15 protein-coding genes are annotated in these 13,584 nt (G+C 62.4%); 9 read left to right on the top strand and 6 right to left on the bottom strand.

Translation table 11 applies throughout. The annotated features are described in order from the left end of the window. Positions 1-105 precede the first annotated feature (105 nt). The 8 genes from AACY31_RS05700 to AACY31_RS05665 all read left to right on the top strand — a co-directional run bounded on the left by AACY31_RS05700 (position 106) and on the right by AACY31_RS05665 (position 4,463). Positions 106-366, top strand: coding sequence for a hypothetical protein (locus AACY31_RS05700; RefSeq protein WP_092222705.1), 261 nt, complete (start codon positions 106-108; stop codon positions 364-366). Positions 367-368: 2 nt separating this feature from the next. Further along, positions 369-704, top strand: coding sequence for a DUF6388 family protein (locus AACY31_RS05695; RefSeq protein WP_339481751.1), 336 nt, complete (start codon positions 369-371; stop codon positions 702-704). Between the two features lie 274 nt (positions 705-978). Then, on the top strand, positions 979-1,371 hold the full coding sequence (gene tusD, locus AACY31_RS05690; protein ID WP_063325040.1) for a sulfurtransferase complex subunit TusD: 393 nt from the start codon (positions 979-981) through the stop codon (positions 1,369-1,371). Beyond that, on the top strand, positions 1,371-1,733 hold the full coding sequence (gene tusC / locus AACY31_RS05685; RefSeq protein ID WP_339481752.1) for a sulfurtransferase complex subunit TusC: 363 nt from the start codon (positions 1,371-1,373) through the stop codon (positions 1,731-1,733). Before tusD ends, tusC begins: the two co-directional genes overlap by 1 nt. After that, complete coding sequence (tusB, locus tag AACY31_RS05680) at positions 1,733-2,026, top strand: sulfurtransferase complex subunit TusB (protein ID WP_339481754.1); 294 nt, start codon at positions 1,733-1,735, stop codon at positions 2,024-2,026. Before tusC ends, tusB begins: the two co-directional genes overlap by 1 nt. After that, positions 2,023-2,358, top strand: coding sequence for a TusE/DsrC/DsvC family sulfur relay protein (locus AACY31_RS05675; RefSeq protein WP_339481756.1), 336 nt, complete (start codon positions 2,023-2,025; stop codon positions 2,356-2,358). The genes tusB and AACY31_RS05675 overlap by 4 nt, the downstream gene beginning before the upstream one ends. After that, entirely contained in the window at positions 2,355-3,356 is a 1,002-nt protein-coding gene (locus AACY31_RS05670) for a glycosyl transferase family protein (protein WP_339481758.1), read from the top strand. The genes AACY31_RS05675 and AACY31_RS05670 overlap by 4 nt, the downstream gene beginning before the upstream one ends. Before the next feature lie 102 nt (positions 3,357-3,458). Beyond that, positions 3,459-4,463: a glutathione S-transferase family protein gene (locus AACY31_RS05665; protein ID WP_339481759.1), complete on the top strand. Its 1,005-nt coding sequence runs from the start codon at positions 3,459-3,461 to the stop codon at positions 4,461-4,463. A 139-nt stretch (positions 4,464-4,602) separates the two neighbouring features. On the opposite strand, the gene cysG is transcribed toward AACY31_RS05665, so the two are convergent. The 6 genes from cysG to AACY31_RS05635 form a co-directional block, all read right to left on the bottom strand. Then, positions 4,603-5,997 carry a siroheme synthase CysG gene (cysG, locus tag AACY31_RS05660; protein ID WP_339481760.1) on the bottom strand — a complete coding sequence of 465 codons (1,395 nt, stop codon included), beginning with the start codon at positions 5,995-5,997 and terminating at the stop codon, positions 4,603-4,605. Next, complete coding sequence (serS, locus tag AACY31_RS05655; RefSeq protein ID WP_339481761.1) at positions 5,998-7,278, bottom strand: serine--tRNA ligase; 1,281 nt, start codon at positions 7,276-7,278, stop codon at positions 5,998-6,000. It abuts the gene before it with no gap. A 15-nt stretch (positions 7,279-7,293) separates the two neighbouring features. Then, positions 7,294-7,668: a fluoride efflux transporter CrcB gene (gene crcB, locus AACY31_RS05650; protein ID WP_339481762.1), complete on the bottom strand. Its 375-nt coding sequence runs from the start codon at positions 7,666-7,668 to the stop codon at positions 7,294-7,296. After that, the gene (locus AACY31_RS05645; protein ID WP_339481763.1) at positions 7,665-8,990 is read right to left on the bottom strand and encodes a replication-associated recombination protein A; all 1,326 of its coding nucleotides are present in this window, start codon (positions 8,988-8,990) and stop codon (positions 7,665-7,667) included. Before AACY31_RS05645 ends, crcB begins: the two co-directional genes overlap by 4 nt. A 172-nt stretch (positions 8,991-9,162) precedes the next feature. Next, positions 9,163-9,786, bottom strand: coding sequence for an outer membrane lipoprotein chaperone LolA (lolA, locus tag AACY31_RS05640; RefSeq protein ID WP_339481764.1), 624 nt, complete (start codon positions 9,784-9,786; stop codon positions 9,163-9,165). A gap of 57 nt (positions 9,787-9,843) precedes the next feature. Next, the gene (locus tag AACY31_RS05635; protein ID WP_339481765.1) at positions 9,844-12,249 is read right to left on the bottom strand and encodes a DNA translocase FtsK; all 2,406 of its coding nucleotides are present in this window, start codon (positions 12,247-12,249) and stop codon (positions 9,844-9,846) included. Positions 12,250-12,555: 306 nt separating this feature from the next. On the opposite strand from AACY31_RS05635, the gene trxB reads away from it, so the two are divergent. Beyond that, the gene (trxB, locus tag AACY31_RS05630) at positions 12,556-13,515 is read left to right on the top strand and encodes a thioredoxin-disulfide reductase (RefSeq protein ID WP_339493051.1); all 960 of its coding nucleotides are present in this window, start codon (positions 12,556-12,558) and stop codon (positions 13,513-13,515) included. Positions 13,516-13,584: the final 69 nt, after the last annotated feature.

The raw sequence follows: 13,584 nt of genomic DNA, 5'->3' as shown, positions 1-13,584 counted from the left end.
CTGCGACCCAGGCCTTCGTGCTGCTTTACTGAAATTTACACGGGACATCGGCCTGCGATTCACGCACCCTGTCGCGCCACTGTCACCAGCCACGCGGAACACCCCATGACCCCCAACGCCGAATTCTACAAACCCACCGCCGAATACGCCGACAAACTGATCAGCCAGATCGGCCAGACACCGTCCTGGATCGCCAAGCGCATCGGCGTCACCGACAAGCGGGTTCGCTACATCCTCGACGGCGAACGCACCGTCAAGGGCGAAACCACGCCGATCCAGATGACCTACACCGAACAGTTCGCCCTCGAATGCCTGGCGGCTGCGGCCAAGGCCAGCAAGAAGCAGTCAGCATCCCCCAAGGAGTGACCATGGCGGCAACCGAACAGCAACACGAACGAGCCCTGGAAAAATTCCTCGATGAGCGCCCCGAACTGCGCGTCGAATTGGACCACCTCAACCCGCTGCTGGCCCAGGCCAAGGGCGAGACCGCCGCGCAGTACCGCGCCGAGCGGTTGCATGAAGCCTTCGAAGCCGAGGCCGAGCGCCTAGGCCTGTTTGCCTGGGAACTGACCCTGCAACTGACCGCGGCCTCGCCCGCGGAGTACCAGGCCCAGCGCCTGGAGGTGCACAAGGAAGTCGCGGAGATGGCGGGGATGGAATGGGCTGAGTATTGCGCGTTAAATGGCCTCAACACCCAGGACTGAGCACTAGCTTGGTCCCGCAGGGTCCCGTAGGAGCTGTGTAGGAGCTGTCGAGTGCAACGAGGCTGCGATCTTTCCTGGGCTATTTGGAGCTCAAGCGAAAGATCAAAAGATCAAAAAGATCAAAAAGATCAAAGAGGTCAGATCGCAGCCTCGTTGCACTCGACAGCTCAGAGTTCCTAAGCTGGTCCAGATAGGCCTCGCCACCCTTTCCCGGCAATCGCCCCCCCGCCCATAAAGCTTTATCATGGCCGCAGTTTTGCTGATCGGGTCTGTCATGAAGTTCGCCATCGCTTTGTTTTCCGCCGCCCATGCGCCCTCCTCGCGCCGTGCCTTGCTGTTTGCCCAGGCTGCGCTGGCGGGCGGGCATGAGATCGTGCGGCTGTTTTTCTATCAGGACGGCGTCTATAACGCCTGCGCCAGTGTCGTCACGCCCCAGGACGAACAGGACCTGCCCCAGCAGTGGCGAACCTTTGTCAGCGACAACCAGCTCGACGGCGTGGTCTGCATCGCGGCGGCGTTGCGCCGTGGGGTGTTGAACGAGGAAGAAGCCCAGCGCTACCAGCGTTCGGCGGTTAGCGTCGAGGCGCCCTGGGCCTTGTCCGGGCTGGGCCAGTTGCACGATGCAATCCAGGACGCCGACCGTTTGATCTGCTTTGGAGGCGCGTAATGGCCAAGTCTGTATTGCTCATCAGCCGCCAAGCCCCATGGTCGGGCCCCGGCGCCCGTGAAGCGCTGGACATCGTCCTGGCCGGCGGTGCATTCGACCTGCCCATCGGCCTGCTGTTTCTCGATGACGGGGTGTTCCAGCTCACGGCCGGCCAAAACGCCAAGGCGGTCCAGCAAAAAGACCTGAGCGCCAACCTGCAGGCGTTGCCGATGTTCGGCGTCGAGGACCTGTTCCTCTGCGCCGACAGCGCCGCCGAACGTGGTGTCGACACCGACACCCTGGCGCTGGGCGATGTGAAAGCACTGACCGCGCCGCAAATCGCCGCGCTCATCGATCGTTACGACCAGGTGATCACCCTCTGATGTCGACTTTGCATGTGTTGTCTCATTCGCCCTTCGGCGATAACCGCCTCGCCAGCTGCATGCGGGTACTGGGCAACCAGGATGCGCTGCTGCTGTGCGGCGACGCGACGTACGCGTTGCAACCGGGCAGCCCACCGTTTGAAGTGCTACTGGCTGCTGGCGTGAACCTGTTCGTGCTCGCCGAAGACCTCCAGGCCCGCGCCCTGGACACGCCAGACTGGGCCGAAGCCATCAACTACTCAGGTTTCGTCGAGCTGTCGATCGAGCACGACAAGGTCAACACCTGGCTATGAAGACGCTGACCGTGGGCGAGCGCGCCATCGCACTGGACAAGGACGGCTACCTGGCCGACCTTGACGATTGGTCGGCCGAGGTCGCCACCGCCCTGGCAACCGCCGAAGACATCGAGCTGGGCCCCGAACACTGGGAGATCCTCGAACTGCTACGCGGCTTCTACAACGAATTCCAGCTCTCCCCCGCGACCCGGCCGCTGATCAAGTACACGGCGCTGAAACTGGGCGCGGACAAAGGCAATAGCCTGCACCTGAACCGACTGTTCAAAGGCACTCCCGCCAAACTCGCCGCCAAACTGGCGGGCCTGCCCAAACCGACGAATTGCTTATGACCGACTTCCCATCGCTGACCCTTGAGACCCCGGCCGAACACCCGTTCGCCCAGTTCGTGCGCATCCTTGGCAAAGGCAAGCGCGGCGCCCGCAACCTGACCCGCGAAGAAGCCCGCGAAGCCATGGGCCTGGTGCTCGACGAAAAGGTTGAGGACACCCAGCTTGGCGCCTTTCTGATGCTGCTGCGACACAAGGAAGAAAGCGCCGAGGAGATGGCCGGTTTCACCGAAGCGCTGCGTGAACGCCTGGTGGTCCCGGCGTTGGCGGTGGACCTCGACTGGCCGACCTACGCCGGCAAGAAACGCCATTTGCCGTGGTACCTGCTGGCGGCCAAATGCCTTGGGCAGAACGGCGTGCGGATCTTCATGCACGGCGGCGGCGCTCACACGGCAGGCCGGCTCTACACCGAACAATTGCTGGGCTTGTTGCATATCCCGCTGTGCCGGGATTGGCGGCAGGTCGGCAGTGCGCTGGACAACGGCGGCCTGGCCTTCATGCCACTGGTGGATTGGGCGCCGCAAATGCAGCGGATGATCGACCTGCGCAACACCCTGGGCCTGCGCTCGCCGATCCATTCCCTGGCACGGATCCTCAACCCGCTGGCCGCTCGTTGCGGCTTGCAAAGCATCTTTCACCCGGGCTACCAGGCCGTGCATCGCGATGCCAGCGGTTTGCTCGGTGATAGCGCTATCGTCATCAAGGGCGACGGCGGCGAGATCGAGATCAACCCGGACGCCGACAGCCACCTGTACGGCACCACCGGCGGCGTCAGCTGGGACGAAGAATGGCCGCGACTGGCCGAGCAGCGCCACGTCAAACCGGAAAACCTCGATCCCGAGCACTTGAAAGCGATCTGGCGCGGTGACGTCGAAGACAGCTACCCACAACTGGCGCTGATCGCCACCATGGCCCTGGCCTTGCGTGGCCTGGGCCTGGCTCGCGAAGAAGCGTTCGACAAAGCCCGGCAGTATTGGGATGCCCGGGATCGTTCGATTTAACCTCATTAATCGCCGGACCTTTGCGCTTTTAGTTCGAATCTCTTTAATTTCGAATCATAGGAATAAACTCGCCTCCAATGACCATTGAGCGAGGACATCCAAATGGGTTTGTTGGTCGAGGGCCGCTGGCAGGACCAGTGGTATGAAAGCAAGGACGGCACCTTCCAGCGCGAACAGGCGCAGCGCCGTCACTGGGTGACCGCCGACGGCAGCGCCGGCCCCTCGGGCGACAGCGGTTTTGCCGCCGAGGCCGGGCGCTACCATTTGTATGTCTCCCTGGCCTGTCCCTGGGCGCACCGCACGCTGATCTTGCGCCAGCTCAAGGGCCTGCAAGACTTGATCGATGTGTCGGTAGTCAGCTACCTGATGCTGGAAAACGGCTGGACCTTCGACAAGGCCCACGGTTCCACTGGCGACAACCTCGACAACCTGAGCTTCCTGCATCAGCGCTACACGGCCGACACGCCGGACTACACTGGCCGCGTCACGGTTCCGATCCTTTGGGACAAACGCCAACAGCGCATCGTCAACAATGAATCGGCGGAAATCATCCGCATGTTCAACAGCGCCTTCGACGGCGTGACCGGCAACGACCTGGACCTGTATCCCGAACACTTGCGCCGCGATATCGACGCCCTGAACGAACGGATCTACCCGGCGGTGAACAACGGTGTGTACCGTGCCGGATTCGCCACGACCCAAGCGGCCTATGAAGAAGCCTTCGACCGGTTATTTGCCGAACTGGATTGGCTGGAGGCATTGCTGGCAACCCGCCGTTATCTGGCTGGCGAATACCTGACCGAGGCCGACATCCGTCTGTTCACTACGATCATCCGCTTCGACGCGGTGTATTTCGGTCACTTCAAGTGCAACCTGCGGCGCATCGCCGATTATCCGAACCTGTCGAACTGGCTGCCAGAGTTGTACCAGTGGCCGGGCATTGGCGAGACCGTGGACTTCCCCCATATCCAGGGCCATTACTACGCCAGCCACAAGACCATCAACCCCAATGGGATTGTGCCCAAGGGGCCGAAGCAGGACTTTACAGTCGCCCATGATCGGGGAAGGTTGAGTGGGAAAGGGATTTGGCGTGGGGCTGAGAGCTGATCTGAGATCTTTATTGCCTCAGAAGGCTAATCGCGAGCAGGCTAGCTCCCACATTTGATGGTTGTTCAACCATGGATCTGCGGTTGTACACGGTCCATTGTGGGAGCGAACCTGCTCGCGTTTGGAGGCGACGCGGTCTTCAGACCTGCCCCTGAGCCCCTTCAAACCATGCCAGTTTCTCGCGCAGTTGCACCACTTCCCCGACAATCACCAGGGTCGGCGCATGCACTTCGTGCTCGGCCACCAGCCGTGGCAAGTCCGCCAAAGTGCCGGTAAAGACCCGCTGATTGGACGTCGTGCCCTGCTGGATCAACGCCGCTGGCGTATCCGCCGCACGGCCATGCCTGATCAGCTCGCTGCAGATCATCGGCAGGCCGACCAAGCCCATGTAGAACACCAGCGTCTGGGCCGGGGACACCAGGTCGGCCCATGGCAAGTCGCTGGTGCCGTCCTTGAGATGGCCGGTGATGAAACGCACCGATTGAGCGTAATCGCGATGGGTCAGCGGGATCCCGGCGTAGGCCGCGCAACCACTGGCCGCGGTGATGCCTGGGACGACCTGGAACGGGATGCCATGGGCTGCCAGTTCCTCAATCTCTTCGCCGCCACGACCAAAGATGAACGGGTCGCCGCCTTTCAACCGCACCACGCGCTTGCCCTGACGGGCCAGGTCGACCAATTGCTGATTGATCTGATCCTGGGGGACCGCGTGTTCGGAGCGGCGCTTGCCGACGTAGATCCGTTCGGCGTCGCGCCGGCACAGTTCCAGGATTGCCGGTGCCACCAGGCGGTCGTACAACACCACGTCCGCCTGCTGCATCAAGCGCAAGGCGCGGAAGGTCAGCAGGTCCGGATCACCCGGCCCGGCCCCCACCAGATAAACTTCACCCGACGCGTTCGGCGCCTGGCCGTCGATCTTGTCCCGCAGCAGGCGCTCGGCTTCAGCCCCCTGCCCGGCCAGTTGCCGATCGGCGATAGGGCCCTGGAACACGTCCTCCCAGAACGCCCGTCGTTGCTGCACGTCGGGAAACAAACCTTTGACCTGGCCGCGAAAACGCGCCGCCAGCCCGGCCAGTTGCCCGTAGGTCGACGGAATCCAGGTTTCCAGCTTGGCCCGGATCAGCCGCGCCAGCACCGGCGCGTCGCCACCGCTGGACACCGCGATCACCAAGGGTGAGCGGTCGACAATCGCTGGGAAGATCACGCTGCACAGGGCTGGCGCGTCCACCACGTTGACCGGCACGCAACGCTTATGAGCATCGGCCGAGACCTGGGCATTGAGCGGTTCGTCGTCGGTGGCGGCGATGACCAAACCGCAGCCGTCCAGGTCCGCTTCGACGTAACCACGCAGGATGCATTCACCGCCGCTGCCACTGACCAGTTCCCGCAACTGCGGTTCGATGTCGGGTGCGACCACCCGCAGCAACGCGCCGGCATCGGCCAGCAGGCGGGACTTGCGCAAGGCAATCTCCCCGCCGCCGACCACCAGCACGCGGCTGCCGCGCAGGTTGTGGAACAGTGGCAAATAGTCCATTTAGCCGATGACCTCGATGCCGCCCATGTAGGGCTTCAACACCTCGGGCACACGGATCGAACCGTCGGCCTGCTGGTAGTTTTCCAGCACGGCCACCAGGGTACGACCCACCGCCAGGCCGGAGCCATTGAGGGTGTGGACCAGTTCCGGCTTGCCGGTTTCCGGGTTGCGGAAACGCGCCTGCATGCGCCGCGCCTGGAAGTCGCCACAGTTGGAGCACGAGGAAATCTCGCGGTACTTGTCCTGGCTCGGGATCCAGACTTCCAGGTCGTAGGTCTTGACCGCACTAAAGCCCATGTCACCGGTGCACAGCGCCAGGGTGCGATACGGCAGCTCCAGCATTTGCAGGACTTTCTCGGCGTTGGCGGTCAGGCCTTCCAATGCTTCCATGGACACCGACGGCTCGACGATCTGCACCATCTCGACCTTGTCGAACTGGTGTTGGCGGATCATGCCACGGGTGTCACGGCCCGACGCCCCGGCTTCACTGCGGAAGCACGGCGTGTGGGCGACGAATTTGATCGGCAGTTGCTTGGCATCGATGATTTCGCCGGCCACGATGTTGGTCAGCGACACTTCGGCAGTTGGGATCAGGTACAGGTCGGCCTCGCCTTCGCGGCTGATCTTGAACAGGTCTTCCTCGAACTTCGGCAACTGGCCAGTGCCTTGCAGGGCCGGGGCCTGGACCAGGTACGGTGTGTAGGCCTCTTCGTAGCCGTGCTCGGTGACGTGCAGGTTGATCATGAACTGCGCCAGGGCCCGGTGCAGACGGGCAATCGGCCCGCGCAGCAAGGCAAAACGGGCACCCGACAGCTTGGCGGCGGTTTCAAAGTCCAGCCAGCCGAATTTCTCACCCAGGGCCACGTGGTCCTGCACGGGGAAATCGAAGGCTTTCGGCGTGCCCCACCGGCGTACTTCGACGTTGCCCTCTTCGTCTTCACCGACGGGTACCGACTCGTGAGGCAGGTTCGGGATGCCCAGCAGGATCGAATCCAATTCGGTCTGGATCGCGTCCAGCTCGACCTTGCCGGCGCTCAATTCGCCCGCCATGCGCTCGACATCGGCCATCAGCGGCGCGATGTCTTCACCGCGTTGCTTGGCCTGGCCGATGGACTTGGAGCGCGCGTTACGTTCAGCCTGCAGGGCTTCGGTGCGGGTCTGGACGGTCTTGCGCTGTTCTTCCAGCGCTTCGATGCGCGCGACGTCCAGGGCAAAGCCACGGGAAGCCAGGCGGTCCGCTACGTCCTGAAGGTTGCTACGTAACAGTTTGGAATCGAGCATGTCGGTCTCTCGTTATCAAAGTTTGGTCAAGGACAGGCCAGCCCAGGTAGCGAGCAGCCCGCCGAATACGCTGATGGCCGCATAGCCCAGGGCCAGCGGCACTTGCCCGCTTTCCAGCAGGCGCACCGTATCCAGTGAAAAGGATGAAAAGGTCGTCAGGCTGCCAAGAAAGCCGACGATCAGGCCCGCACGCACCTCGATCGGCGCTTCCGGGCGCATCAAAAACAGACCGTATAGAACACCGATCAGCAGACAGCCCACGATATTAACGGTCAGCGTCGCGGTATAGAAGTGCCGCGGCCAATTTGCGTTGATCCAGTTGCCGGTCGCGAAGCGCACCAACGTACCCGCAACGCCACCGGCGCAAACTGCAAGAATCAAGGGGATCAAGGTATTCTCCGTTGCCGTGGACTCAAGCGGTCCAGTTGCGCCAAGTGGTTGAGCTTCTCGCCGATCTTCAGCTCCAGGCCACGGGGCACCGGCTGATAGAAGCGCTGGGGTTCGAGCGCATCAGGAAAATAGTCTTCACCGGCGGCATAGGCGTCCGGCTCGTCATGGGCGTAACGGTATTCTTCGCCGTAGCCCAGCTGCTTCATGAGCTTGGTCGGCGCGTTGCGCAGGTGCAGCGGCACCTCGAGGGACCCGTGCTCGGCGGCGCTGCGCATCGCCGCCTTAAAGCCCATGTACACGGCATTGCTTTTCGGCGCGCACGCCAGATACGTGATCGCCTGGGCCACGGCAAGCTCGCCCTCCGGGCTGCCGAGGCGCTCCTGCACGTCCCAGGCCGCCAGGCACAGGCTCAGGGCCCGCGGGTCGGCATTGCCGATGTCTTCGCTGGCCATGCGCACCACCCGCCGCGCCAGGTACAACGGATCACAACCGCCGTCGATCATGCGCGCGAACCAATACAAGGCCGCGTCAGGGTTGGAGCCGCGGATGGATTTGTGCAGCGCCGAAATCTGGTCGTAGAAGGCCTCGCCGCCCTTGTCGAAGCGTCGGCGGGTGTCGCCCAACAGGCTTTGCAGCAGCTCGACGTCGATCTCGCTGTTGTCTTCGGCCAGGTCCGAGGCGTTTTCCAGCAGGTTGAGCAAGCGTCGACCATCACCATCGGCGGCTGAGAACAGGATCTGGAAGCCTTCATCGCTGAGGCTCAAATGCCGCTTGCCCAGGCCACGTTCCTCAGTCAGCGCGCGATGCACCAGCTTGCGCATCGCCGCCTCGTCGAGGCTCTTGAGCACATAGACCCGCGCCCGTGACAGCAAGGCGTTGTTGAGTTCGAACGAGGGGTTTTCGGTGGTCGCACCGATGAAAATCAGCGTGCCGTCTTCGACGTAGGGCAGGAATGCGTCCTGTTGGGACTTGTTGAAGCGGTGGACTTCGTCGACGAACAGGATCGTGCGCTTGCCGTATTGCCCGGCCTGCTGCTTGGCCACTTCCACCGCTTGGCGGATTTCCTTGACCCCGGCCAGCACCGCCGACACCGTTTCGAAGTGGGCATCCGAGACTTCCGCCAGCAGTCGCGCCAGGGTGGTCTTGCCCACGCCCGGCGGCCCCCAGAAGATCATCGAATGCAACGCACCCTGCTCCAAGGCCTCGCGCAGAGGTTTGCCGCGGGCGAGCACATGTTCCTGGCCGACGTACTCATCCAGGTTGGTCGCACGCAGGCGGGCGGCCAATGGCTGGGCAATCGGGGCGCTTCGAAACAGGTCCATCACAACTTATGCAACCTCCGCTGAATCCTGGTGCCGATGATCTCTGCCGGAGCAGATCTGTGGGGGCAAGGTTTGCCCGCGATACAGGCACCTCGGTGCATCTGGCGGACCGAGGCGATGCAATCGCGGGCAAGCCTTGCTCCCACAGACCTTTTCCCACAGGGGCCTTGGGTTACTCCTGGATCACATCCGCCCCCTTGGGGATTTCGAACTTGAACTTGGACGCGGCGATCGGCTCGTTGGCCTTGACCCCGGTGAACAGGATATTGGTGCGCTGGCCGACACTGTCGATCAGTTGCATGTCGTTGACCAGGCCGTTACGGAACGACAGGCGCAGGCTGTCGAACAGGCTGTCCTTGGTCTTGGGCTTGAGGGTGAAGTCAATCACGCCACCGGCTTCCTTGGCACTGATGTCGAAGCTCTGGCCAATCTTGGAGATGTCGCCCGAGAGCAGCAGCGCCGGCGTCTGGGTCAGGCGCTGGTCGAGGGTCTTGATGGTGACCTGCTCCAGGTCCGGGTCCCACAGGGAGACTTTCTTGCCATCGGAGACCATCAGTTGTTCGGCTGGCGCATCGGTGTGCCAGTAGAACAGGCCCGGACGCTGCAGGGCCATGTCGCCGGCGGTTTCCTGCAACTGGGTGCCGCCGCCATCGAGGGTCAGTTGGGAGAAACGTGCGGTCAGGGTCTGGGAGCGCTCCAGCAACTGGGTCAGGCGGGCCACGTCCTTTTCATCGGCGTGGGCCGACAAGGTGGTCAGGGCCAGTACGGGCAACAGCAACATGCGAATCAGGCGCATGGGAGTCCTCATGAAGTCGTGGGGGTCGAGCGGCGCTTCAGCAGGCCGCCCGGGTCGTTAGTCGCGCATCGGGCCCGGCGCCAGTACTTCGCGCGAGCCGTTGGTGTTCATGGCCGTCACCACCCCGGCCATTTCCATGGCTTCGATCATGCGGGCGGCGCGGTTGTAGCCAATCTTCAGCTTGCGCTGAACGGCGGAAATCGAGGCCCGACGGCTCTCCAGGACGAACTGCACCGCTTCGTCATAGAGCGCATCGGTTTCAGCATCGTCGTCACCGCCGCCACTGCTACCCTCGAAACCGCTGCCAGCTTCTTCGACACCGTTGAGGATGTCGTCGTTGTATTCAGGGGCGCCGCGCAGCTTCCAGGCTTCCACCACGCGGTGCACTTCGTCGTCGGAGACGAACGCGCCGTGCACACGAATCGGCAGGCTCGTGCCCGGCGGCATGTAGAGCATGTCACCGTGGCCAAGCAACTGCTCGGCGCCACCCTGGTCGATGATGGTCCGCGAATCGATCTTGCTCGACACCTGGAACGCCATGCGGGTCGGGATGTTCGCCTTGATCAGGCCGGTGATCACATCCACCGACGGCCGCTGTGTGGCGAGGATCAGGTGAATACCAGCCGCACGGGCCTTCTGGGCAATACGGGCGATCAGCTCTTCGACCTTCTTGCCAACGATCATCATCATGTCGGCGAATTCGTCCACCACCACCACGATGGTCGGCAGCTTGTGCAGCAGCGGCGCTTCGTCATGGATATTTTCGCGGTGATACAGCGGGTCGCTCAACGGCGTACCGGCTTCTTCGGCTTCCTTGACCTTGGCATTGAAGCCCGACAGGTTGCGCACGCCCATCTTCGCCATCAGCTTGTAGCGGCGCTCCATCTCGGCGACGCTCCAGCGCAAGGCGTTGGCGGCGTCCTTCATGTCGGTGACCACCGGGCACAGCAGGTGCGGAATGCCCTCGTAGATCGACAGCTCGAGCATTTTCGGGTCGATCATGATCAGCTTGGCGTCTTCCGGGCCGGACTTGAACAGGATCGACAGGATCATCGCGTTCACGCCCACCGACTTACCGGAACCGGTGGTACCGGCCACCAGCAGGTGGGGCATTTTCGCCAGGTCAGTAATGACCGGCTTGCCGCCGATGTCGTGGCCCAGGGCCAGAGTGACCGGCGACTTGTGGTTGTCATACTCAGGCGTCGAAAGCACTTCGGAGAAGCGCACGATCTGCCGGTCTTCGTTGGGGATCTCGATGCCCACGGTGGTCTTGCCAGGAATCACTTCCACCACCCGCACGCTGGTCACGGCCAGGGAACGCGCCAGGTCCTTCGCGAGGTTGGCGATGCGGCTGACCTTCACGCCGGCGGCCGGCTGGATTTCGTAGCGGGTAATGACCGGGCCCGGGTGGATCGAGTCCACCGAGACCTCGACGCCGAATTCCTTGAGCTTGATCTCCAGCAAATGGCCGACGGCCGCCAGGGATTCAGGGGAATAGTTGAGTTGTTTCTTCTCGGCCGGGTCCAGGATCGAGATTGGCGGCAAGGTGCCTTCCACCGCGCTGTCGACGAACAGCGGCGCCTGTTTCTCTTTCTGTACGCGCTTGCTTTGCTCGGGTGGCTTAGCCGGGGCCATGGTGATAACCGGCGGCACCAGCTTCTCGCGATCGGACATGTGCTTGCTCAACGCCTGCTCACGCTCGATCAGGCGCTCCTTGACCTTGGCCTGCTCGCGCTTGTCTGGCGTCGTCGGGGCTACCACGTCATGGACCCGGTCGTCGACGTCGCGCAGTTGCGCCACCAGTTGCTTGCGCTCGGTGCGTGCCGCCCACCAGCGATTCATGGCGCCCTGGATCAGTTCGATCAGGTCGAGGGTGATTTTGCCGGTGATGTCCATGACTTTGAACCAGGACAGGTCGGTGAACACTGTCAGGCCGAACAGGAACAGGGCGATGAACAGCAGCGTGCTGCCCTGGATGTTCAGGGCGTTCCTGGCCAGGTCGCCGAGGCTTTCGCCCAGCGCACCGCCCGCCCCGGCCGGCAAACCGGTGGGCGCATGGAAATGGATATGGGCCAGCGCGGCCCCCGACAACACCAGGAACACCAGACCGATCAGGCGCCAGGAGAACAGCCAGCCGCTCCACTGCCACGGCTCGTGACGCTGGCGGAAGATCTGGTAGGCCTTGATCGCCAGCAACAGTGGGAAGATGTAGGCGAAATAACCCAGCACCATGAACAGGATGTCGGCGCTGTAGGAGCCGGCCGGTCCGCCAAAATTCTGCACGTCGTCGATTTTGCTGTTATGGCTCCAGCCCGGGTCGTCCCTGCCGTAGGTCAGCAGGGCCATCATCAGGAACAGGCACAGGGCACCGATGGCGATCAACGCACCTTCCTTGAGCCGGTAGTGCAATTGCTGGCGCCAGAGCGGAACGACTGGTTTGGGTGCTGCGGTGGATTTCTTCAAAACGCTTCTTTTCCTGCGCCAACGGCGCGTCCATCTGTTGAATGACTATAAAAAACTGCTCATGACGAGCAGGTAAAAAAGTGAATGTGCACAACCGGTACTACTTTTACCACTGTGGGGCGCATCCAGAAAACCGTAGGGATCGCCGAAGATTTGATCTTTAGCCCATCCCGCGTTCAAAACTCAAGCATTGTACGGGTTTGTCCGCGCCAAGGCATTGCCTGACAGCATAGCCGGATACAGGGTGCACACGCGCTAATTGGACCATGCATTCTCTTTTGTGACAAAGGCTTATGAGGTGTTTTTATGAGTGAAGTGAAGCATTCACGCCTGATCATTCTCGGTTCCGGCCCAGCAGGGTACAGCGCTGCCGTCTATGCCGCCCGTGCCAACCTCAAACCCGTTGTCATTACCGGACTGCAGGCCGGTGGCCAGCTCACCACCACGGTGGAAGTCGACAACTGGCCCGGCGATGTCGAAGGCCTGACGGGCCCGGTACTGATGGAGCGCATGCAACGGCACGCCGAGCGCTTCGACACGCAGATCGTCTACGACCACGTCCACACCGCCAAGTTGCAACAGCGCCCGTTCGAATTGATTGGCGACAGCGGCACCTACACTTGCGATGCGCTGATCATTGCCACCGGCGCCTCGGCCCAGTACTTGGGGCTGCCTTCGGAAGACAGCTTCGCCGGCAAAGGGGTTTCGGCGTGTGCGACCTGCGACGGATTCTTCTATCGCAACCAGGTGGTGGCCGTGGTCGGCGGCGGCAATACCGCGGTCGAGGAAGCCCTGTATCTGTCGAATATCGCCCGGGAAGTACACCTGATCCACCGTCGCGACAAGCTGCGTTCAGAGAAGATCCTGCAGGACAAACTCTTCGAAAAGGCCGCCAGCGGCAATATCAAGCTGCACTGGAACCAGAACCTGGATGAAGTCCTGGGCGACGCCAGCGGCGTGACGGGCGCGCGCCTGCGGCACAGCGAGACCGGCCAAACCAGCACCCTGTCCCTGGCCGGGGTGTTCATTGCTATCGGCCATAAACCCAATACCGAGCTGTTCCAAGGCCAGTTGAAGATGCGTGACGGCTACCTGCTCGTACGCGGCGGCAGCGAAGGCAACGCCACCGCGACCGATATCGCAGGCGTGTTCGCCGCTGGCGATGTGGCCGACCACGTCTATCGCCAGGCGATCACCTCCGCCGGTGCCGGCTGCATGGCCGCTCTCGACGCAGAGAAGTATCTCGATGACATCCCTGCCGCTTGACGGTTAACCTTCCAGGCGGGCGCTCGCCGATGGACGAGGCCCGCCACCTGCCGCCCTCCCCTTCTACTT

This window comes from Pseudomonas sp. RL_105y_Pfl2_101, from assembly GCF_963970585.1.
In the GTDB taxonomy this organism is placed as follows: Bacteria; Pseudomonadota; Gammaproteobacteria; order Pseudomonadales; family Pseudomonadaceae; genus Aquipseudomonas.
The sequence above is the reverse complement of the archived record's forward strand: the minus strand, read 5'-3'. Positions and strand labels throughout refer to the sequence as shown.

Coding starts and splice junctions, on each gene's coding strand:
- AACY31_RS05700 (WP_092222705.1), top strand. CDS start 106: ATGACCCCCAACGCCGAATTCTACAAACCCACCGCCGAATACGCCGAC.
- AACY31_RS05695 (WP_339481751.1), top strand. CDS start 369: ATGGCGGCAACCGAACAGCAACACGAACGAGCCCTGGAAAAATTCCTC.
- tusD (WP_063325040.1), top strand. CDS start 979: ATGAAGTTCGCCATCGCTTTGTTTTCCGCCGCCCATGCGCCCTCCTCG.
- tusC (WP_339481752.1), top strand. CDS start 1,371: ATGGCCAAGTCTGTATTGCTCATCAGCCGCCAAGCCCCATGGTCGGGC.
- tusB (WP_339481754.1), top strand. CDS start 1,733: ATGTCGACTTTGCATGTGTTGTCTCATTCGCCCTTCGGCGATAACCGC.
- AACY31_RS05675 (WP_339481756.1), top strand. CDS start 2,023: ATGAAGACGCTGACCGTGGGCGAGCGCGCCATCGCACTGGACAAGGAC.
- AACY31_RS05670 (WP_339481758.1), top strand. CDS start 2,355: ATGACCGACTTCCCATCGCTGACCCTTGAGACCCCGGCCGAACACCCG.
- AACY31_RS05665 (WP_339481759.1), top strand. CDS start 3,459: ATGGGTTTGTTGGTCGAGGGCCGCTGGCAGGACCAGTGGTATGAAAGC.
- cysG (WP_339481760.1), bottom strand. CDS start 5,997: ATGGACTATTTGCCACTGTTCCACAACCTGCGCGGCAGCCGCGTGCTG.
- serS (WP_339481761.1), bottom strand. CDS start 7,278: ATGCTCGATTCCAAACTGTTACGTAGCAACCTTCAGGACGTAGCGGAC.
- AACY31_RS05645 (WP_339481763.1), bottom strand. CDS start 8,990: ATGGACCTGTTTCGAAGCGCCCCGATTGCCCAGCCATTGGCCGCCCGC.
- lolA (WP_339481764.1), bottom strand. CDS start 9,786: ATGCGCCTGATTCGCATGTTGCTGTTGCCCGTACTGGCCCTGACCACC.
- trxB (WP_339493051.1), top strand. CDS start 12,556: ATGAGTGAAGTGAAGCATTCACGCCTGATCATTCTCGGTTCCGGCCCA.